The organism is Streptomyces sp. NPDC059010 (assembly GCF_042740355.1).
Taxonomy (GTDB): domain Bacteria; phylum Actinomycetota; class Actinomycetes; order Streptomycetales; family Streptomycetaceae; genus Streptomyces.
Genome location: NZ_JBHYJA010000077.1, coordinates 1 through 21,073, shown reverse-complemented (window position 1 = coordinate 21,073; position 21,073 = coordinate 1). Strand labels below are relative to the sequence as shown.

The following is a 21,073-nucleotide window of genomic DNA, read 5'->3' as shown; positions in this document are numbered from 1 at the left end:
GGCGGATCGCCTCATACCCGGCACAAAACCTGTCTCTTGAGGCCACGCGGGCCTCGGGGCGTCCCTTTCGTGACGCTGCCGGGAGGGGCCGCGCCATTCAGGTGACGGAAGAGTACGACGAGGGAGCCGATCATCCAAGAGCCCGTATCGCCCGATATCGCGGAAGCCGAGGCCACCCGGCGGTCGGCCGATGTCGCGGAGAGTTCCCGCGCCAACCGGGGCTGGTGGGACCGGAACGCGGACGAGTACCAGATCGAGCACGGCACCTTCCTCGGCGACGACCGTTTCGTCTGGGGCCCCGAGGGCCTGGACGAGGTGGAGGCCGAGCTGCTCGGCCCGCCGGAGGAGCTCAAGGGCAAGGAGGTCCTGGAGATCGGCGCCGGCGCCGCGCAGTGCTCGCGCTGGCTGGCCGCGCAGGGGGCCCGCCCGGTCGCCCTGGACCTCTCCCACCGCCAGCTCCAGCACGCGTTGCGCATCGGGGGCGCGTTCCCCCTGGTGTGCGCCGACGCGGGCGCCCTTCCCTTCGCCGACGGCTCCTTCGACCTGGCGTGCTCGGCGTACGGCGCGCTGCCGTTCGTCGCCGACCCGGTGCTGGTGCTGAGCGAGGTGCGGCGGGTACTGCGGCCGGGCGGGCGTTTCGTCTTCTCGGTCACCCACCCGATCCGCTGGGCCTTCCCCGACGAGCCGGGCCCTGAGGGCCTGTCCGTCGCCGCCTCCTACTTCGACCGGACGCCGTACGTCGAGCAGGACGAGGAGGGCCGCGCGGTCTACGTCGAGCATCACCGCACGGTCGGCGACCGTGTCCGGGACGTCGTGGCGGCGGGGTTCCGGCTGGTGGACCTGGTGGAGCCGGAGTGGCCGGCCTGGAACACCTCGGAGTGGGGCGGCTGGTCGCCGCTGCGCGGGAACCTGATCCCGGGGACGGCGATCTTCGTGTGCGTACGAGACTGAGCATGTGATCCGTTACGACGCTCTGGACGCGCTGCCCGTACGCGGTGCCCTGCCCGGTCTGTACGACGCCCTGGACGCGCACGGCACCGCGGTGCTGGTCGCGCCGCCCGGCACCGGCAAGACGACGCTGGTGCCGTTGGCGCTGGCGGGGCTGCTCGGCGAGGGACCGGCCCGGCGGGTCGTGGTGGCCGAGCCGCGGCGGATCGCCGCCCGGGCCGCGGCGCGGCGGATGGCGTGGCTGCTGGGCGAGAAGGTCGGCGGGAGCGTCGGGTACACCGTGCGCGGGGAGCGGGTCGTCGGGCGCCACGCGCGCGTGGAGGTCGTCACGACCGGTGTGCTGCTGCAACGGCTGCAGCGCGACCAGGAGCTCGCGGGCGTGGACGCGGTGGTGCTCGACGAGTGCCACGAGCGGCATCTGGACGCGGACACGACCGCCGCGTTCCTGTGGGACGTACGGCAGACGCTGCGGCCGGAGCTGCGGCTGGTGGCCGCGTCGGCGACGACGGACGCGCAGGGCTGGGCGCGCCTGCTGGGCGACGCCCCGGTCGTGGCGGCGGAGGGCACCGCGCACCCCGTGGAGGTCGTGTGGGCGCCGCCGGCCCGCCCCGTACGGCCCCCGCACGGCATGCGGGTCGACCCGGTGCTGCTGACGCAGGTGGCGTCGGTGGTGCGGCGGGCGCTGGCCGAGCGGGCGGGGGACGTGCTGTGTTTCCTGCCGGGCGTGGGCGAGATCGCGCGGGTGGCCGGGCAGCTCGGGGATCTCGGGGACGTAGAGGTACTGCAGGTGCACGGGCGGGCGCCTGCGGCCGTGCAGGACGCGGTGCTGGCGGGCGGGGAGCGGCGCCGGGTGGTGCTGGCGACGTCCGTGGCGGAGTCGTCGCTGACGGTTCCCGGGGTGCGGGTCGTCGTCGACTCCGGGCTGGCGCGGGAGCCTCGCGTCGACCACGCGCGCGGGCTGAGCGCGCTGGCGACGGTACGGGCCTCGCAGGCGGCGGGGCGGCAGCGGGCGGGGCGGGCCGGGCGTGAGGCGCCGGGGGCGGTGTACCGCTGCTGGGCGGAGGCGGAGGACGCGCGGCTGCCGCGCTTCCCTTCGCCGGAGATCAAGGTGGCCGACCTGACGGCGTTCGCGTTGCAGGCGGCGTGCTGGGGCGACCCGGATGCCACCGGCCTCGCGCTGCTGGATCCGCCGCCGGGCGGGGCGATGGCGGCGGCGCGGAGCGTCCTGACGGCCGTCGGGGCGGTGGACTCCGTCGGCAGGGCCACGGAGCGGGGTCTGCGGCTGGCCCGGTTGGGGCTGCACCCTCGGCTGGGGCGGGCGTTGCTGGACGCGGGGGCCTCCGACCGGGTCGCGGAGGTGGTGGCGCTGCTCAGCGAGGAGGCGCCCCGGGAGTACGGGGACGACCTCGCCGGTGCGCTGCGGGCGGCTCGGCGTGGGGGCGACGGGTACGCGGCGCGGTGGCGGACGGAGGTGCGGCGGCTTCGGGCCGTCGTCGGGGAGGTCTCCCAGCCGCCGGTCCCCCCTGCCGGGGAGCACGGCCTGGTCGGGCTCGTCGCCGCGCTCGCCTTCCCCGAGCGCATCGCCAGGGCCGACGGCGGCTCCTACCTCATGGCCTCCGGCACGCGCGCCGAACTCCCCGACGGTTCCGCCCTGCGCGGCGCCCGCTGGATCGCCGTTGCCGTCGCCGACCGGCCCGTCGGCAAGGGGCACGCGCGCGTGCAGCTGGCCGCCGCGGTGGACGAGGACATCGCCCGGTCGGCGGCGCCGTCACTGCACTCCGACACCCAGGAGGTCCACTGGGCCGACGGGGACGTCGTCGCCCGGCGGGTCGAGCGGCTGGGGGCGATCGAGCTGGCGGCGCGTCCGCTCAAGGACGCCGCCCCCGCACTCGTACGCGATGCGCTTCTCGAAGGTCTGCGGCGGGACGGGCTCGGCCTGTTGCGCTGGTCCCCCGACGCCGAAGTGCTGCGGCAGCGGCTCGCCTTTCTGTATCTGCACCTCGGTGTGCCCTGGCCCGACGTGTGCGACGACGCGCTGCACGCGCGCGTGGACGAATGGCTGGAGCCCGAGTTGAGCCGGGCGCGGCGGCGGGCGGACCTCGGGCGGATCGACGCCGGGGCGGCGCTCGGCCGGTTGCTGCCGTGGGCCTCGGGGGACGCGGGGCGACTGGACGAGCTCGCGCCGGAGCGGATCGCCGTACCGAGTGGGTCCAGAATCCGGATCGACTACGGCAACCCCGAACAGCCGGTGCTCGCCGTGAAGTTGCAGGAGATGTTCGGGCTGCACGAGTCGCCGTCGGTCGCCGGGGGGCCGCTCCTGGTCCATCTGCTCTCCCCTGCCGGGCGCCCCGCGGCCGTCACCGCCGACCTCGCCTCCTTCTGGAAGGACGGCTACCACGGCGTACGGGCGGAGTTGCGCGGCCGTTATCCCAAGCATCCGTGGCCCGAGGACCCCGCGGGCGCCGAGCCGACCCGGCACACCAACGCCCGGCTCAGGCGGTGACCGGTTCCGGTTCGGTGTCCTGGGCGGGACTGGGGTCGCCGGGGCGGCGGCCGCGTGCCTCCAGATAGAGGGAGAGGGACAGGAGCAGCAGTCCCAGGGCCAGGAAGCCCCAGGGGAGATACGACGTCATCAGCAGGACCAGGGTGCGGTTGGACTTGACCAGGTCGACGGTGTGGGCGATGTAGTCCTCGCGCATCTTCACGTGGCCGGCGAACGCCGTCACCTTGTCGCGGTCGCCGAGGAGGGTGCCGCCGCGCAGTTCCTCCTTGTGGATCTCCTCGCCGTAGACGGGGGCGCCGGTGAGGGGTTCGACCCAGAACCTGCGGACGGTCGAGTACCAGCGGGTGGTGCCGGTCTTGGCGACCGACTCCGGGGTGATGCCCTTGACCGGCATCGTCTTGGGGAACCTCACCTTGGTCCACGGGATGGTCTGCTCGAAGTAGTAGACCTCGACGCCTCGGAAGTCCTGGGTGCCCTTGTAGTGGATCGGCGCGCTGGTGCGGGTCTGGGCGTCGAAGTACTCGTAGTCCCGTTTCTCGGTGAGGAAGGGCCACTTGAACTCGATGCCCTCCCGTTTCACGGGGTCGCCGTCGACCGACTCGCCGGTGGCGTGGACGGGGTCCTGGGAGTGGGCGTCGAAGATGTAGCGCTCGGGGATCCTGGAGACCATCCTGCCGTCGGGGCCGACGACGTAGGACAGACCGTCCCAGACGACCACGTCCCTGCCCGCCGTCTTCTCGATCTTCTCGGAGGCTTCGACGTTGCCCTTCAGGGTCTGCACGATGGTGACCCTGGGGACCTTGCGGGCCTTCATCGTGCCGTAGTCGAGGAGCGTCGCGTCCTTCGCCTCCAGGACCATGTCCTGGTACTGGCCGGCCGGGATCTTGGCCAGGCGCGGGAAGGCGTACCAGCGCAGCAGTGGGGACAGGGCCGCGAAGAACACGGCGAGGGCGAGCAGGATCAGACTGGCCTTGCGGCGCATCTCGGCCTCCCTGCCGGAGGGGCGGTTACGGATGTGCGGGCACCGTCGTCAGCAGCGGCTTCGGGGACGTCTCGCCCGCCGGTGAGCCCAGCGCGGTCAGCGTGAGGACCAGGGCGAGCGCGACGGCGAGACCGGTCGCGGCGGCGATCAGGGCGCGCATGCCTGCCTCCCGGCGGACGGAACCTTCAGGACCGCGGAACTGATACATCGTCAGGTACGGCACCGTAGCAACGGGCGGCCGAGATGAGAACACGTTGCACACACAACGAAGGGCGCCCTGTCCGCCGTAGCGGAAGGGCGCACCGGTCGGATCGTGCGGTGGTGTCTGTGGTGGCTAGGCGGACGGGCTCGGCGATGCCGACGTCGAGCCGGATGCCGACTCCGACGGGGTCGGGGTGGGTGTCGTCTCGGCCGCCGCCACCTTGAGCTCGACGGTCAGTGTCGCGCCGCCCGCGGTGTTGATACGGAGCAGGAAGGTGCCGGTGGTGTCGTCGGCGTACAGCTTGGGCAGCTTGAGCAGGCCCTTGGCGTCCGTCGTCAGGCCGGTCAGGGTGCGCACGGGCTTGCCGTCGGCGTCCTTGAAGTAGGGGCCCTTGTCGTTCTCGGCCGGGTCGTCCGCCGACTTGATGAGAGTGGCGGTGGCCGCGACCTTGTCCGCGACGGCGCCCTTGTATGTCGCCTTCACCTCGACCTGGTCGGCGAACTCGCCGCCCGGGGTGCAGGTCAGCGCGGTTTCGCTGGTGCGGGTCAGGGTGTCGGCGGCGCGCTCGGTGACCGCGGCCGTGTAGTCCAGGCCGGGGACCGAACGGCCGACGACGGTGGCCCGGACGACGAACGTGCCGGTGTCCTCGCCCGCCTTGAGCGCGGGCGCGATCGCCTCGCCGGCGCTGTTGGTGACCACGGCGGCGTACTTCTCGCCCGTGCTGAACGTGGCGTCGGTCCTGCCGACGATGGTGAAGCGGACCCGGACCTTCGCGACGCCCTTGCCGGCCTCGGTCTCGGCGCGGGCGCTGATCTTCTCGGTGAAGGTGTCGCCGGCCATCGCGGTGAGCTTGGCGGTGTCCGCGTCCTCCAGGTGGTCCACCGTGTCGGTGGGGGTGGGAGGCGTGCTGCTGGGCGGGGTCGGGCCCGGCGGGGTCGGCTTGGGGCTCGTGGCGCCGCCGCCCGGCTTGGGGCTGCTCGGCGCCGTCGGCTTCGTCGGTGTCGAGGGCGTGTTCGGCGTGCCGGGCGGCGTCGGGGTGGGGCTCGCGCCCGCCGAGTCGTCGCTGCGGTCGGACGGGAGGGTGCCGGTGCCGTCCGGGATCTCGTGGGTGCCCTTGCGGTAGTACTCCAGCCACGTCAGGACGAGGTCGAGGTAGTCCTGCGAGTTGTTGTAGCTGAGGATCGCGCGGTCGAGGTCGCCCTGGGTGGACAGGTCCCAGCCGTTGCGGCACAGGTAGTGGGCGGCGGCGAGCGCGGCGTCGTAGATGTTGTTGGGGTTGCTCTCGCCGTCGCCGTTGCCGTCGCGGCCGGCCCACTTCCAGGTGGAGGGGATGAACTGCATGGGGCCTACGGCACGGTCGTAGGTGCTGTCCCCGTCGTAGGCGCCGCCGTCGGTGTCGCTGATGCTCGCGAAGCCGTTGCCGTTGAGCTGCGGGCCGAGGATCGGGGAGAGCGTGTCGCCGTTCGCGTCGACCCGGCCGCCGCGGGCCTGGCCGGACTCGACCTTGCCGATGGCGGCGAGGAGTTGCCAGGGCAGGTTGCAGCCGGGCTTGGATTCCCTGAGCGCGGCCTCGGCCTTCTTGTAGGCGTCGAGGACGGTCGCGGGGATGCCCGCCTCGCTGGTGCCCGGAGTGACGGGCGTGGTGGCGGAGGGCGCGGGGCTGGGGCTGTTGAGCGGCGGCAGGTCCGTGTAGTAGGGCGAGTTGCCGGTCGCGCTGTCCTCGGCCGGTGCGTCCGACGAGGGCTGGGTTCCGGTGGTGACTCTTCTGCCGGCGTCGTCGGTCGTCACTCCCGGAGCCTGGGATGCGGCCAGTGCCGCGACCACGACCGCCGCGACGGTGGTGTTCACCGCGCCCTTGCGGAGCCTGCCGAATTGCGCCGCCATGAAATGGACCCCTCCCGTGGACGCCCGAGCGCCCGCCTCTGTCTGCCGGGCTCGCCGTGTCGTGCCCGCCCCTGTAGTGACGATCGACCCGCCACGACAGTTGCCCTCGCGGCAGGCTTTCCATCGCTGTTCATCTGTTCGGCCGTGTTCCCCCGGCACCGTGACCCAGGCGACCCTACGACAACTTCCTTTGCAGGGGCACCCGTTGGTGCCCGATTTTTACCGGTTGGCCATGTGCGGTCCGGCCGCCGGATGGCCTCTCTCGGACGTCCCGCATACTGGCTTCCCCGACGCCCCGGGCCGACCGGCCCCGCCAACATCGCGCACGAGGAGCCCCGTTGCCGTTCACGCTCAGCCACGCGGCGGCCGTACTGCCCGCCGTACGCACCGACGGAACCGGCCGCGGCAGGCTCGTACCGGCTGTGATGGTGGCGGGTTCCTTCGCGCCCGACATGACCTATTACGCGGCGAGTGTCCTGTCCGGGGCGATGGAGTTCGGCGATGTCACGCACTCGTTCGCCGGTGTGTTCACGGTCGATGTGGTGATCGCCTGGGCACTGGTGGGCCTGTGGCTCCTGCTGCGCGAACCGCTGGTGGCGCTGCTGCCGGTGCGGCGACAGGCGCGGGTGGCCACGCTGCTGCGCTGCGGGGCGCCACGCGCGCGTGTCCGGCCGTCGCTCGTGCTGCGCTGGTACGTCTCGGCCGCGCTCGGCGCGCTGACGCATGTCGTGTGGGACGCGTTCACGCATCTCGACCGCTGGGGGATGCGGCTGCTTCCCGTCCTGGGCGAGGAGATCGCGGGGTCGCCGCTGTACTGGTATCTGCAGTACGGCGGTTCGGCCGTCGCCGCGGTGGTCATCGCCGCGTTCGTGGTCGTGGCGCTACGGCGGACTCGCGCGGCCGTGCCGGCCGGGGTGCCGGTGCTTTCGGTACGGGACCGGTGGTGCGCCGCCGCGGTGATCGGCGGGCTCGCCACGGTGGCGGCGGTGCAGCGGGCCTCGCGATGGTGGGACTACTGGGGGTCGACCGCGAAGTACTGGGAGCTGATTCCGACGCTGTGCTTCGGGGCGGGCGCGGGGCTCGTGCTGGGGCTGCTGCTGTACGCCGTGGGGGTCAGGGTGTGGCGTCCGGTGCGGGGCCCTGGTGGTGGGGGTGCGGATACGGGTGCGGGTGTGGGTGCGAATGCGGGCTCCGGCTCTGAATCGGGCTCTGGCTCGCGTTCGGGTGAGGCCGGTCGGGAGGCAAGCCGGCCTGGGGCTCGGTGACGGTGCCCGCGGTCGCGATGAACACGGTGACCGTGCGGACGGGGCGGGACCGTGGGAGCAGGGTGCGGGCCAGGGCCAGATAGCCGCGGGTGAGCTCCGCCCAGTCCTGTGCCCGGCGAGGGAGGCGGTGCCGGCAGGCCGTGACCCTGAGCCGCAGGGCGTTCACCAGGTCGGTGGGGATGCGGGCGGTGCTTGCGCGGAGGGCGAAGGGCGGGACCGACGGCGGCTCTGCGGAGGGGGCGGCCTCGGTGTTCACGTTCGCCGGTGCCGGGGTCGTCCGGCGGTTGAGCGTGCGTATACCCATGACCGCATCCTTACGGGAGGCGGGGGTGGGGGGCGCTTTTGCGGGGGCCACGAGAGTGACGGGCCCCTCCGGGGGTTAGCCAGGTCCCCATGTGAGTGCCGGGTTGCGGTGGTTTTGGGGCTGCGGGTGGGCTGTGGCTGGTCGCGCAGTTCCCCGCGCCCCTGGCGGGGCGCTGCAGTCCCGCCCGCCGAAAGCCTCGGGATGCCGGGCAGGTCGGGTGACCTGGCCCGGCATCCAGAAGCGGGGCTTCCGCCGGAGGCTAGTGCGCTGCCGACTCCCAGTCCGGGCCTGCGCCCACGGAGACGCCCAGAGGGACGTTGAGGTGGACGGCGTTGGACATTTCCTGGCGGACCAGGGCTTCGGTCGCCTCGCGTTCGCCGGGGGCGATTTCGAGGACGATTTCGTCGTGGACCTGGAGGAGCATGCGGGAGGTGAGGTTCGCCTCGCGCAGGGCCTGGCCGACCTTGAGCATGGCGATCTTGACGATGTCCGCCGCCGTGCCCTGGATGGGGGCGTTGAGGGCCATGCGTTCGGCGGCCTCGCGGCGCTGGCGGTTGTCGCTGTTGAGGTCGGGGAGGTAGCGGCGGCGGCCGAAGAGCGTCGCCGTGTAGCCGGTGGCCCGGGCCTCGTCGACCGCGCGGCGCAGGTAGTCCCGTACGCCGCCGAACCGCTCGAAGTAGGCGTCCATCAGGGCACGGGCCTCGCCCGCGTCGATGTTCAGCTGCTGGGAGAGGCCGAAGGCCGACAGGCCGTACGCCAGGCCGTAGGACATGGCCTTGATCTTGCGGCGCATCTCCGCGTCCACCGCGGCGGGTTCCACCGCGAAGACCTGGGAGGCGGCCGTGGTGTGCAGGTCCTCGCCGGAGGTGAACGCCTGGATCAGGCCCTCGTCCTCGGAGAGGTGGGCCATCACACGCAGTTCGATCTGGCTGTAGTCGGCCGTCATCAGGGACTCGAAGCCCTCGCCGACCACGAAGCCCCGGCGGATCGCCCGGCCCTCGTCTGTGCGGACGGGGATGTTCTGCAGGTTCGGGTCCGTGGAGGACAGCCGGCCCGTCGCGGCCACCGTCTGGTTGAAGGTGGTGTGGATCCGGCCGTCGGTCGCGATCGTCTTGATCAGGCCCTCGACGGTGACGCGGAGCTTCGCCTGCTCGCGGTGGCGGAGCATGATGACCGGCAGTTCGTTGTCGGTCTGGCCGGCGAGCCAGGCCAGGGCGTCGGCGTCCGTGGTGTAGCCGGTCTTCGTCTTCTTCGTCTTGGGCAGGGCGAGTTCGCCGAAGAGGACCTCCTGCAGCTGCTTCGGCGAGCCCAGGTTGAACTCGTGCCCAGCCGCCGCGTGCGCCTCCTTCACGGCCTGCTGCACAGCGCCCGCGAACATCTGCTCCATGGCCTCCAGATGGGCCCGGTCGGCCGCGATGCCGTGTCGCTCCATGCGGGCCAGCAGGGCCGAGGTCGGCAGCTCCATGTCACGGAGCAGGTCCGCGGCGCCGACCTCCTCCAGACGGCTCTCGAAGGCCTCGCCCAGGTCGAGGACCGCGCGGGCCTGGATCATCAGCGCCTCGGCCTCGGCACCGTCGTCCGTGCCGAAGGCCAGCTGGCCGTCGGCCGCGGCGGCGGGGGCCAGCTCGCGGTGCAGGTACTCCAGGGACAGCGCGTCCAGGTCGAAGGAGCGGCGGCCCGGCTTGACCAGGTAGGCGGCGAGCGCGGTGTCCATGCGCACGCCCTCGATGCTCCAGCCGTGCTCGGCGAAGACCCGCATCGCACCCTTGGCGTTGTGGAAGACCTTGGGCCTCGCGGCGTCGGCCAGCCAGGCCGCGAACGCCTTCTCGTCGGCCTCGTCCAGCTGCGACGGGTCGAACCAGGCGGCGGCGCCGTCGGCCGCGGCGAGGGCGACCTCGGAGACGGAGCCGGTGCCGAGCGCCCAGGTGTCGACGGTGGCCACACCGAGGGGCGCACCGCCGTGCCCGGTCAGCCAGGGGGCCAGCTCACCGGTGCCGAGCACGGAGCCGTCGATCTCCACGCCCTCCGTCGCGACCGGCGTGGTCTCGGCCTCCTCGGCGCCGGGGTCGACGCCGTAGAGCCGCTCACGCAGGGAGGGGTTACGGATCTCCAGGGTGTCCAGGATCATCGCGACGGCCTTGCGGTCGTACGGCTCGCGCGCGAGGTCGGTGACGGTCTTGGGCAGCTCGACGGCCCGCTCCAGCTCGGTCAGCCGGCGGTTGAGCTTGACGGCCTCCAGGTGGTCGCGGAGGTTCTGGCCGGCCTTGCCCTTGACCTCCTCGACGCGCTCGACCAGCTCCGCGAACGAGCCGAACTGGTTGATCCACTTGGCGGCGGTCTTCTCGCCGACGCCGGGGATGCCCGGGAGGTTGTCGGACGGGTCGCCGCGCAGGGCCGCGAAGTCGGGGTACTGGGCGGGCGTCAATCCGTACTTCTCGACGACCTTCTCGGGGGTGAACCGGGTGAGCTCGGAGACGCCCTTCGTCGGGTACAGCACGGTGGTGTGCTCGCTGACCAGCTGGAAGGAGTCGCGGTCGCCGGTGACGATCAGCACCTCGAAGCCGGCCGCCTCGGCCTGGGTGGCGAGGGTGGCGATCACGTCGTCGGCCTCGAAGCCGTCGACCGCGAACCGGGAGACGTGCATCGCGTCGAGCAGCTCGCCGATCAGCTCGACCTGGCCCTTGAACTCGTCCGGGGTCTTGGAGCGGTTCGCCTTGTACTCCGTGAACTCCTCGGAGCGCCAGGTCTTGCGGGACACGTCGAAGGCCACCGCGAAGTGGGTGGGCGCCTCGTCGCGCAGGGTATTGGCCAGCATCGACGCGAAGCCGTAGATCGCGTTCGTCGGCTGGCCCGTCGCGGTCGTGAAGTTCTCCGCGGGCAGCGCGAAGAACGCTCGGTAGGCCAGCGAGTGCCCGTCCATGAGCATCAGGCGGGGCCGGCTGCCGCCGGGGTTGGTCTCGGTCTGCTTCGATGCTGTCTCTGCCACGCCCACGATCCTGCCACGCCCCACTGACACTCGGTCCCCATCGGGGGCACGGCTCCCCTGGCACCGCCGGGCCCGGCCGATCGGAGGGGGTTCGGAAGGAGGTGAAGATGCGCCCCTCCCCACAACCCCCGCCAGCCCCACACTCCCTCTCCCTCTCCGCCCCGGGCCCACCCCGCGCACTCTCCGTCCCCCGTGCGAGGATCGGAGATGTAGCTCACACGTGTACGTGAAGGGGAGTGCGCGATGGCCAGCAAGCCGCCCAAGGGTGATCCGGTTCAGGACGCGCCGCAGGTCGCCGAGCCGAAGCATGCGGCGGCGGGGTTGCCGGCGATCGGGCACACCCTGCGTATCGCGCAGCAGCAGATGGGCGTGAAGCGGACCATGCTGACGCTGCTCAGCGTCAACCAGAAGGACGGCTTCGACTGCCCGGGGTGCGCCTGGCCGGAGCCCGATCACCGCCACAAGGCGGAGTTCTGTGAGAACGGCGCGAAGGCGGTGGCCGAGGAGGCGACCCTGCGCAGGGTCACCCCGGAGTTCTTCGCCGCGCACTCCGTCGCCGACCTCGCGACCAGGAGCGGGTACTGGCTGGGGCAGCAGGGACGGCTGACGTATCCGATGTTCCTGCCCGAGGGCGGCACGCACTACGAGCCGGTCTCCTGGGAGCGCGCCTTCGACATCATCGGCGAGGAGATCACCGCCCTCGGCTCCCCCGACGAGGCCGTCTTCTACACCTCCGGCCGCACCAGCAACGAGGCCGCGTTCCTCTACCAGCTCTTCGCGCGCGAGCTCGGCACCAACAATCTGCCGGACTGCTCGAACATGTGCCACGAGTCGTCCGGGTCGGCCCTCTCCGAGACCATCGGCATCGGCAAGGGCAGCGTGCTGCTGGAGGACATGTACCAGGCCGACCTGATCATCGTCGCAGGCCAGAACCCGGGCACCAACCATCCGCGGATGCTCTCCGCCCTGGAGAAGGCCAAGGCGAACGGCGCGAAGATCATCAGCGTCAATCCGCTGCCCGAGGCCGGCCTGGAGCGCTTCAAGAACCCGCAGACTCCGCAGGGCATGCTCAAGGGCGCCGCGCTCACCGACCTCTTCCTGCAGATCCGCATCGGCGGCGACCAGGCCCTCTTCCGGCTCCTCAACAAGCTGATCCTGGAGACGGAAGGAGCGGTCGACGAGGAGTTCGTGCGCGAGCACACCCACGGCTACGAGGAGTTCGAGGCGGCCGCCCGTGCCGCCGACTGGGACGAGACGCTCACCGCGACCGGCCTCACCCAGGAGGACATCCACCAGGCCCTGGCCATGATCCTGGCCTCGGAGCGCACCATCGTCTGCTGGGCCATGGGCCTCACCCAGCACAAGCACTCGGTGCCGACCATCCGCGAGGTCGTCAACTTCCTTCTGCTGCGCGGCAACATCGGCCGCCCCGGCGCGGGCGTGTGCCCGGTGCGCGGTCACTCGAACGTGCAGGGCGACCGCACCATGGGCATCTTCGAGCGGCCCGCCCCCGCCTTCCTGGACGCCCTGGAGAAGGAGTTCGGGTTCGCGCCCCCGCGCGAGCACGGCTACGACGTCGTACGGGCCATCCGGGCGATGCGCGACGGCGAGGCGAAGGTCTTCTTCGCGATGGGCGGCAACTTCGTGTCCGCCACGCCCGACACGGACGTCACCGAGGCGGCGATGCGGCGCGTCCGGCTGACCGTGCATGTGTCGACCAAGCTCAACCGCAGCCACGCCGTCACCGGTGCCCGTGCGCTGATCCTGCCGACGCTGGGCCGCACCGAGCGCGATCTGCAGGGCAGCGGTGAGCAGTTCGTGACGGTCGAGGACTCGATGGGCATGGTGCACGCCTCCCGGGGGCGTCTGGAGCCCGCGAGCACGCATCTGCTGTCCGAACCGGCCATCGTCTGCCGGCTGGCACGCCGCGTGCTGGGCGAGGGCAGCCCGACGCCCTGGGAGGAGTTCGAGAAGGACTACGCGACGGTCCGGGACCGTATCGCGCGGGTCGTCCCCGGCTTCGAGGACTTCAACGCGCGCGTGGCCCGCCCCGGCGGCTTCACGCTCCCGCACGCCCCGCGCGACGAGCGCCGCTTCCCGACGGCGACGGGCAAGGCCAACTTCACCGCGGCCCCGGTCGAGTACCCGGAGGTGCCCGAAGGGCGGCTGCTGCTGCAGACGCTGCGGTCGCACGACCAGTACAACACCACGATCTACGGCCTGGACGACCGCTACCGGGGGATCAAGAACGGCCGCCGGGTGGTCATGATCAACCCCGAGGACGCACAGCGGCTCGGCATCGCCGACGGGTCGTACGTCGACCTCGTGAGCGAGTGGAAGGACGGGATCGAGCGCCGGGCGCCCGGCTTCCGCGTCGTGCACTATCCGACGGCCCGGGGCTGTGCGGCCGCGTACTACCCGGAGACCAACGTCCTGGTCCCGCTGGACGCCACCGCGGACACCAGCAACACCCCGGCCAGCAAGTCCGTGGTCGTACGTCTGGAACAATCGGCCGCCGACTGAGCGTTTGCTCAGTCGACTGTCACCGACCGGACAAGACGACCGGGCAAGACGAACGGAGCCGGACCCCATGGGCGAGCAGCAGCACGTGAAGTTCCCGCAAGAGGTCATCGACGAGTACGCCGCCCTCGGCGTCGACCTGCCGGCCCTGTTCTCCGCCGGGCACCTCGGGAACCGTATGGGTGTCCAGATAGTGGAAGCCTCCGCCGAGCGGGTTGTCGGGACCATGCCGGTGGAGGGGAACACCCAGCCGTACGGGCTGCTGCACGGCGGCGCGTCCGCGGTGCTCGCCGAGACACTGGGCTCGGTGGGGTCGATGCTGCACGCCGGCAGCTCCAAGATCGCCGTCGGCGTGGACCTGAACTGCACGCACCACCGGGGCGCCCGCTCCGGCCTCGTGACCGGAGTGGCCACACCGCTGCACCAGGGCCGCTCCACGGCGACGTACGAGATCGTGATCAGCGACGAGCAGGGCAAGCGGGTGTGCACCGCGCGGCTGACCTGTCTGCTGCGGGACGTGAACCCGGGCGACGGGGAGCACCTGCGCTCGGCGGGCTGACACCGACGCCCGACCCCTGACGCCACGATGCGTCACCACCGGCCCTCACGCGCCCTCGCGCTCTCGCACCGCCGTGACGGCCGGCACCCTCGCGTTGTCGTCATGGCCAACCCCCCTACACCTCTCAGCCGTTGAAACCCGGGTGTGAGGCGGCATACCGTCGGGGCATGACGACGGGAGGAGCCCGCCGCACGGGGGCGGTGCTCGCACTGGCGCTGCTGGCCGCCGGCCTGGCGGCCGGCTGCGGCCAGCCGGGCGCTCGCGACGCCACGGACAAGGCCGGGGCGAGCGCCAACTCGCCCTCCCCGTCGGCGACTCCACCCGCTCGGCTGTGCGCGCAGATCATCGGCTACTGGTCGCGCCGGACGCTGGACGACGACACCTACGGCGACTACCAGTCGATGGGCCTGTCCGACGGCCAGTACGAGATCCTGCGCAAGGTCGTGGACGCCGCCCGGGCGGAGCGGAAGCGGGCGGACGCACCGTCGGCCGAGCGGCTGATCGACCGCCGGGCAAGGGAGTTGTGCGAGAAGCGGTACCGAAACGGCGAGCCGACCGGAGGCCCATGGGGAGCCGGATGAGGCAATCCCAATTCCACTTTCGGACCCCATATTCATGCCCCATACATGAAAAAGGCGGGTGCACACCGAAGACCTTTCCCGGCTGTAACTGTGCGTAATGCGCCTGCAATAAAGACCCCCCATCTCCCCCGCGACACGCACCCTTCCCGCAAGTCCCCAGAACCGCCCAGGTACCCTTCAGCAACGCACCTGGTAATCACCAAAACGCGTGAACACTCGTGAAGGAGCTACGCGCGAACGCTGCGAGTTCTCACAATGTGGACAGGGCGAATCGGCTGGAAATCCGCTCTTCCCCCCACTGAGTACCGCTCAGAGTTACCCCGTGTCATAACAAGAGCGTCACAGCCTTGGTCAGGGCCTCCTCCATGTTCCCCACACCCGCTTAGAGTCACGGCCAGTCACCGAGCCATCGGATTCGAAGTCACTTCGGCCCAGCGCTCGACTCGGCGCGTTCCATGGGGAGCCGCCGTGCCAGGGAAAGGACCTGATTCGTGCGTCAACGTTCGATCATCGCCATAACCGCCGCGCTCGCGGCGGGATCGCTGACACTCACGGCATGTGGGTCGCGTGACGACGACGGCGGCAGCAGCAACGGCGACAAGACCACAGTTGTGATCGGCGTCGACGCCCCGCTGACCGGCGACCTGTCGGCCCTCGGCCTGGGCATCAAGAACTCCGCCGACCTGGCCGCCAAGACGGCCAACAAGAAGGAGTACGTCAAGGGCGTCGAGTTCAAGATCGAGGCGCTCGACGACCAGGCTCAGCCCTCCGTCGGCCAGCAGAACGCCCAGAAGTTCATCAGCAACAAGGACGTCCTCGGCGTCGTCGGCCCGCTGAACTCCAGCGTCTCGCAGCAGATGCAGAAGCCGTTCAGCGACGCCGGCCTCACCCAGGTCTCCCCGGCCAACACCGGTACCGAGCTGACCCAGGGCGACGGCTGGAAGACCGGCAAGTCGGTCCGCCAGTTCAAGACGTTCTTCCGTACGGCCACCACGGACGAGATCCAGGGTGCCTTCGCCGCCGACTACCTGTACAACCAGGCGAAGCTCAAGAAGGTCTACCTGATCGACGACCAGAAGACCTACGGCGCCGGCCTCGCCGCCTCCTTCAAGGCGAACTTCACCAAGTTCGGTGGCCAGATCGTCGGCAGCGACCACATCAACCCCGACGACCGTGACTTCAACGCCGTGGTCGCCAAGATCAAGAAGACCGGCGCCCAGGCCCTGTACTACGGCGGCGAGTACCCGGCGGCCGGCCCGCTGAGCCAGCAGCTCAAGGACAGCGGCCAGAACATCCCGCTCATGGGCGGCGACGGCATCTACTCCGGCGAGTTCCCGAAGCTGAACAAGAAGGCCGAGGGTGACCTCGCGACCTCCGTCGGCAAGCCGGTCGAGCAGCTCGACTCCGCCAAGACCTTCATCAAGGACTACGAGGCGGCGGGCTACGAGGACGCCTACGAGGCGTACGGCGGCCTCACCTACGACGCCACCTGGTCGATCATCGAGGCCGTCAAGCTGGCGGTCGAGGGCAACGACGGCAAGGTCCCGTCCGACGGCCGCAAGGCGGTCCTGGACGCCATGGCCAAGGTCAAGTTCGACGGCGTCACCGGCACCATCTCGTTCGACGAGTTCGGTGACACCACGAACCACACGATGACCGCGTACAAGGTCAAGAAGAACGCCTGGGCTCCCGAGTTCAGCGGCGAGCCCAAGCTGGGCTAGCAGAGGACGAGTAGAGAACACTCCCCCATCACACATTGATCCAGGCCGCGCGGGAGCACCCATCAGCGCTCCCGCGCGGCGCCATATCCGAACCACTCCACGGAGGCCCTGCGGTGAACGAACTGCCGCAACAGCTGGCCAATGGACTCATCCTCGGCGCGATGTACGGACTCATCGCGATCGGCTACACGATGGTCTACGGCATCGTCCAGCTCATCAACTTCGCCCACGGCGAGATCTTCATGGTCGGGGGCTTCGGGGCCCTCACCGTCTGGTTGGTACTCCCCGAAGGCTTCGGCCTAGCCGCTGCCGTCCCGCTGATGATCATTGGCGGCATCCTCGTATCGGTCGCCGTCGGCACGGCGGCGGAACGCTTCGCCTACCGTCCCCTGCGCACCGCGCCACGGCTGGCACCCCTCATCACCGCCATCGGCCTGTCCATCGTCCTGCAGCAGGCCGTGTGGATGTGGTACCCGGACGCGAAGAAGGACCACCCCTTCCCGCAGTTCGAAGGCGGCCCCGTCGACATACTCGGCGCCAACATCCAGCGCGGCGACCTCTTCGTCCTCATAGCCGCCCCGCTCTGCATGATCGCCCTCGGCCTGTTCGTCAACAAGACGCGCTCCGGCCGCGGCATGCAGGCCACCGCCCAGGACCCGGACACGGCCAAGCTGATGGGCATCAACACCGACCGCATCATCGTCATGGCGTTCGCCATCGGTGCCGCGTTCGCCGCCATCGCCGCCGTCGCCTACGGCCTCAAGAACGGCCAGGTCGGCTTCCGCATGGGCTTCCTGATGGGCCTCAAGGCCTTCACCGCGGCCGTGCTCGGCGGCATCGGCAACATCTACGGCGCCATGCTCGGCGGTGTCGTCCTCGGCGTCGCCGAGTCCCTCGCCACCGGCTACATCGGCGACATCCCCGGCATGGAACTCTTCGGCGGCGGCGCCTGGAAGGACGTATGGGCGTTCACCCTGCTCATCCTCGTCCTCCTGTTCAGGCCACAGGGCCTGCTCGGCGAACGCGTCGCGGATCGGGCGTGATACCCATGACCACCGAGACCCCCATGGACAAGACCACCGACACCACCAAGGTGTCCACCGCGGAGGCCACCCCGCTCATCCCGCTGCCGCCCGCCGCGGCACGCGCGCTGACCGTCGTAGGCTCCGCCGTCGCCCTCATAGGCACCTTCCTCGCCTGGACCTGGACCGAGGAGTTCCCGGGCAAGCTCACCATCACCGGCTACCCCGGCGGCCTCCAGGTCCTCACCCTCGTGGGCTCCGTGCTCACGCTGCTGTTCGCCTTCTCCGGCTACGGCATCCGCGGCCTGCGCTGGCTCACCCCGGGCGGCAAGAGCAGCGCCGTGCTGCTCGCCTCTCTCGGCGTGTTCGGCACCACCGGCTACGCGATGGGTGCGATCAGCCAGGAGCTCGGCGGCCTGGTCAACCTGGAGCCCGGCGCCTGGGTCTCCGGCATCGGCGCGCTCGTCGCCGTGATCGGCGCCCTCGGCCTCCCGCTCGACCAGCCCTACAGCTCGGCGGACCCGACCCCGAACCTCTGGGGCCGTATCCGCCACGCGCTCACCGCCCCCGAGCCCGGCCGCGCCAGGGAACTGCCCTCCTGGGCCGAGATCCTGATCATCGCCGCGGGCTTCGGCGTCGGCCTGTACGTCTTCGCGTACGGCATCGGCACCGAGTACTCAGAGCTGTTCATCGGCTTCCTGATCGTCACGGCCTTCGGCTTCACCGCCGTGACCCGCGCGGGCCTGCTCAAGCGGCTCTCGCACCTCACCGCCAAGCACCGCAACGTGACCATGGCTGCGGCCTTCGTCGCGGCGATCTGCTTCCCGTTCACCCAGAGCAACGACCAGTTCGCCCTCATCGGCGCGAACATCCTGATCTTCGCCACGGTCGCCCTGGGCCTCAACGTCGTCGTCGGCCTCGCCGGCCTCCTCGACCTCGGTTACGTCGCCTTCCTCGGCGTCGGCGCCTACGCCGCCGCCCTGGTCTCCGGCTCCCCGCAGTCGAGCATCGGCGTCCACTTCCCGTTCTGGGCTGCCGTTCTCACCGGCGCCGCCGCCTCGCTGATCTTCGGCGTGGTGATCGGTGCCCCGACCCTGCGACTGCGCGGCGACTACCTCGCCATCGTGACGCTCGGCTTCGGTGAGATCTTCCGCATCACCATGAACAACCTGAACGGCAACAGCGGACCGGACGTCACCAACGGCTCCAACGGCATCCCCAACATCCCGGACCTGGAGATCTTCGGGTTCAACCTCGGGCTGCCGCACGACGTCCTGGGCACCGAACTCACCCGTTCCGGCAACTACTACCTGCTGATGCTGCTGTGCACGGCGATCGTCGTCATGGTCTTCCGCCGCTCGGCGGAGTCCCGCATCGGCCGCGCGTGGGTCGCCATCCGCGAGGACGAGACCGCCGCGACCGCGATGGGCATCAACGGCTTCCGCCTGAAGCTCCTCGCCTTCGCGCTCGGCGCCTCCCTCGCCGGTCTCGCGGGCACCGTGCAGTCGCACGTGTCGTACAGCGTGACTCCCGAGCAGTACCAGTTCGCCGGCTCCGTGCCGCCGAACTCGGCCTTCCTGCTCGCCGCCGTCATCCTCGGCGGTATGGGCACCATCAGCGGTCCGCTGATCGGCGCCGCGCTGCTCTACCTGATCCCGGCCAAGCTCCAGTTCATGGCGGAGTACCAGCTGCTCCTCTTCGGCTTCGCGCTGATGCTGCTGATGCGCTTCCGTCCCGAGGGCCTGGTCGCCGACCGCAGGAAGCAGCTCGAATTCCACGAGACCGGACAGCTCGACGTACCGGAGGACAAGCCGTTGCCCGAAGGCGCGACCGGCGTCGCGAAGGCAGGGGCGTGACCGCCATGACCACCACCACGACCGCACCCACCAGCACCACGGTGCTCGACGCGACCGGTGTCACGATGCGCTTCGGCGGTCTGACCGCCGTACGCGACGTGGACCTCCAGGTGAACACCGGCGAGATCGTCGGCCTCATCGGCCCCAACGGCGCCGGTAAGACGACCTTCTTCAACTGCCTCACCGGTCTGTATGTGCCGACCGAGGGCAAGGTCGCCTACAAGGGCACCGTCCTGCCGCCCAAGCCGCACCTGGTCACCCAGGCCGGCATCGCCCGTACGTTCCAGAACATCCGGCTCTTCGCCAATATGACCGTTCTGGAGAACGTGCTGGTCGGACGGCACACCCGGACCAAGGAAGGCCTCTGGTCGGCCCTCCTTCGGCTGCCCGGCTTCAAGAAGGCCGAGGACGAGTCCCGCGCCCGGGCCATGGAACTCCTGGAGTTCACCGGTCTCGCCGCCAAGGCCGACCACCTCGCCCGCAACCTGCCCTACGGCGAGCAGCGCAAGCTGGAGATCGCCCGGGCACTGGCGAGCGAGCCCGGTCTGCTCCTCCTGGACGAGCCGACCGCCGGTATGAACCCGCAGGAGACCCGTGCGGCCGAAGAGATCATCTTCGCCATCCGGGACAAGGGCATCGCCGTCCTCGTCATCGAGCACGACATCCGGTTCATCATGAACCTCTGTGACCGGGTCGCCGTGCTGGTCCAGGGCGAGAAGATCGTCGAGGGCCCCGCCGAGGTCGTCCAGGCCGACGAGCGCGTCATCGCCGCCTACCTGGGCACGCCCTTCGAGGGCGAGCCCGGCACCGCGGAGGTCGCCGCGGTCGAGGCCGCCGAGGCGCAGAGCACCACGGAAGGGGACGACAAGTGACCGCACTGCTGGAGGTCGAGGACCTCAGGGTCGCCTACGGCAAGATCGAGGCCGTCAAGGGCATCTCCTTCAAGGTGAACGCGGGCGAGGTCGTCACCCTCATCGGCACCAACGGCGCCGGCAAGACGACGACGCTGCGCACCCTGTCCGGCCTCCTTCAGCCGCTGTCGGGCCACATCCGGTTCGACGGCAAGTCGCTGAAGAAGGTCCCCGCCCACAAGGTCGTCTCGCTGGGGCTCGCCCACTCCCCCGAGGGGCGGCACATCTTCCCCCGCATGACGATCGAGGACAACCTCCGCCTCGGCGCGTTCCTGCGCACCGACAAGGAGGGCATCGAGAAGGACATCCAGCGCGCCTACGACCTCTTCCCCATCCTCGGGGAGCGTAGGAAGCAGGCCGCGGGCACCCTGTCCGGCGGTGAGCAGCAGATGCTCGCCATGGGACGGGCGCTGATGTCCCGGCCGAAGCTGCTCATGCTCGACGAGCCCAGCATGGGTCTCTCCCCGATCATGATGCAGAAGATCATGTCCACCATCAAGGAGCTCAAGTCCCAGGGCACCACCATTCTGCTCATCGAGCAGAACGCCCAGGCCGCGCTCTCCCTGGCCGACCACGGCCATGTGATGGAGGTCGGCAAGATCGTCCTCTCCGGCTCCGGGCAGGACCTGCTGCACGACGAGTCCGTGCGGAAGGCGTACCTGGGCGAGGACTGATCGCCCGCGCATACGGCGAGGCCCCCCGGCCCCCCCCGGGGGGCGGGGCGCCCCCCGCTGAGCCGCGGTGGGCCCCCGGCGGGGGCCGGCTGTCTCCCTCGCTGGGGGCGGCGCAGCGGCGAGGTCAGCGACACGTCGCGCAGGTAGTCCAGGAC

Annotated in this window: 15 protein-coding genes; 11 read left to right on the top strand and 4 right to left on the bottom strand. The window is 70.7% G+C overall.

Going from position 1 to position 21,073, the window contains the following annotated elements:
* Positions 1–132: 132 nt before the first annotated feature.
* Both ACFWYS_RS44745 and hrpB read left to right on the top strand, forming a co-directional pair.
* Positions 133–951: a class I SAM-dependent methyltransferase gene (locus ACFWYS_RS44745; protein ID WP_384782475.1), complete on the top strand. Its 819-nt coding sequence runs from the start codon at positions 133–135 to the stop codon at positions 949–951.
* Between the two features lie 4 nt (positions 952–955).
* Positions 956–3,451 (top strand): ATP-dependent helicase HrpB, encoded by a 2,496-nt coding sequence (gene hrpB, locus ACFWYS_RS44740; protein WP_384782459.1) that lies wholly within the window; start codon positions 956–958, stop codon positions 3,449–3,451.
* Here the strand turns inward: hrpB and ACFWYS_RS44735 are convergent.
* The 3 genes from ACFWYS_RS44735 to ACFWYS_RS44725 all read right to left on the bottom strand — a co-directional run bounded on the left by ACFWYS_RS44735 (position 3,441) and on the right by ACFWYS_RS44725 (position 6,519).
* On the bottom strand, positions 3,441–4,433 hold the full coding sequence (locus tag ACFWYS_RS44735) for a DUF3068 domain-containing protein (RefSeq protein WP_384782456.1): 993 nt from the start codon (positions 4,431–4,433) through the stop codon (positions 3,441–3,443). The genes hrpB and ACFWYS_RS44735 overlap by 11 nt on opposite strands.
* 25 nt (positions 4,434–4,458) lie before the next feature.
* Positions 4,459–4,593, bottom strand: a complete 135-nt coding sequence (locus ACFWYS_RS44730) for an SPW_0924 family protein (protein WP_272117885.1) — start codon at positions 4,591–4,593, stop codon at positions 4,459–4,461.
* A gap of 174 nt (positions 4,594–4,767) precedes the next feature.
* Positions 4,768–6,519 (bottom strand): lytic transglycosylase domain-containing protein, encoded by a 1,752-nt coding sequence (locus ACFWYS_RS44725; RefSeq protein WP_384782454.1) that lies wholly within the window; start codon positions 6,517–6,519, stop codon positions 4,768–4,770.
* Positions 6,520–6,857: 338 nt separating this feature from the next.
* Between ACFWYS_RS44725 and ACFWYS_RS44720 the strand changes: the two genes are divergently transcribed.
* Positions 6,858–7,784: a DUF4184 family protein gene (locus ACFWYS_RS44720; protein WP_384782452.1), complete on the top strand. Its 927-nt coding sequence runs from the start codon at positions 6,858–6,860 to the stop codon at positions 7,782–7,784.
* A 563-nt stretch (positions 7,785–8,347) separates the two neighbouring features.
* On the opposite strand, the gene polA is transcribed toward ACFWYS_RS44720, so the two are convergent.
* Positions 8,348–11,074, bottom strand: a complete 2,727-nt coding sequence (gene polA / locus ACFWYS_RS44715; RefSeq protein ID WP_384782450.1) for a DNA polymerase I — start codon at positions 11,072–11,074, stop codon at positions 8,348–8,350.
* 243 nt (positions 11,075–11,317) lie between these two features.
* Here polA and ACFWYS_RS44710 point away from each other — a divergent pair, with 243 nt between their 5' ends.
* The 8 genes from ACFWYS_RS44710 to ACFWYS_RS44675 all read left to right on the top strand — a co-directional run bounded on the left by ACFWYS_RS44710 (position 11,318) and on the right by ACFWYS_RS44675 (position 20,918).
* Positions 11,318–13,597: an FdhF/YdeP family oxidoreductase gene (locus ACFWYS_RS44710; RefSeq protein ID WP_384782448.1), complete on the top strand. Its 2,280-nt coding sequence runs from the start codon at positions 11,318–11,320 to the stop codon at positions 13,595–13,597.
* Positions 13,598–13,664: 67 nt separating this feature from the next.
* The gene (locus ACFWYS_RS44705; RefSeq protein WP_384782445.1) at positions 13,665–14,153 is read left to right on the top strand and encodes a PaaI family thioesterase; all 489 of its coding nucleotides are present in this window, start codon (positions 13,665–13,667) and stop codon (positions 14,151–14,153) included.
* 167 nt (positions 14,154–14,320) lie between these two features.
* Positions 14,321–14,734, top strand: coding sequence for a hypothetical protein (locus tag ACFWYS_RS44700; protein WP_384782444.1), 414 nt, complete (start codon positions 14,321–14,323; stop codon positions 14,732–14,734).
* Between the two features lie 491 nt (positions 14,735–15,225).
* A complete protein-coding gene (locus tag ACFWYS_RS44695) occupies positions 15,226–16,455 on the top strand; it encodes a branched-chain amino acid ABC transporter substrate-binding protein (RefSeq protein WP_384782441.1) in 1,230 nt (409 codons plus the stop codon).
* 113 nt (positions 16,456–16,568) lie between these two features.
* On the top strand, positions 16,569–17,498 hold the full coding sequence (locus ACFWYS_RS44690) for a branched-chain amino acid ABC transporter permease (RefSeq protein ID WP_384782439.1): 930 nt from the start codon (positions 16,569–16,571) through the stop codon (positions 17,496–17,498).
* Positions 17,499–17,521: 23 nt separating this feature from the next.
* Positions 17,522–19,333: a branched-chain amino acid ABC transporter permease gene (locus ACFWYS_RS44685; RefSeq protein WP_384782473.1), complete on the top strand. Its 1,812-nt coding sequence runs from the start codon at positions 17,522–17,524 to the stop codon at positions 19,331–19,333.
* 5 nt (positions 19,334–19,338) lie between these two features.
* Entirely contained in the window at positions 19,339–20,205 is an 867-nt protein-coding gene (locus ACFWYS_RS44680; protein WP_384782437.1) for an ABC transporter ATP-binding protein, read from the top strand.
* Positions 20,202–20,918: an ABC transporter ATP-binding protein gene (locus ACFWYS_RS44675; RefSeq protein WP_272117895.1), complete on the top strand. Its 717-nt coding sequence runs from the start codon at positions 20,202–20,204 to the stop codon at positions 20,916–20,918. Before ACFWYS_RS44680 ends, ACFWYS_RS44675 begins: the two co-directional genes overlap by 4 nt.
* Positions 20,919–21,073: the final 155 nt, after the last annotated feature.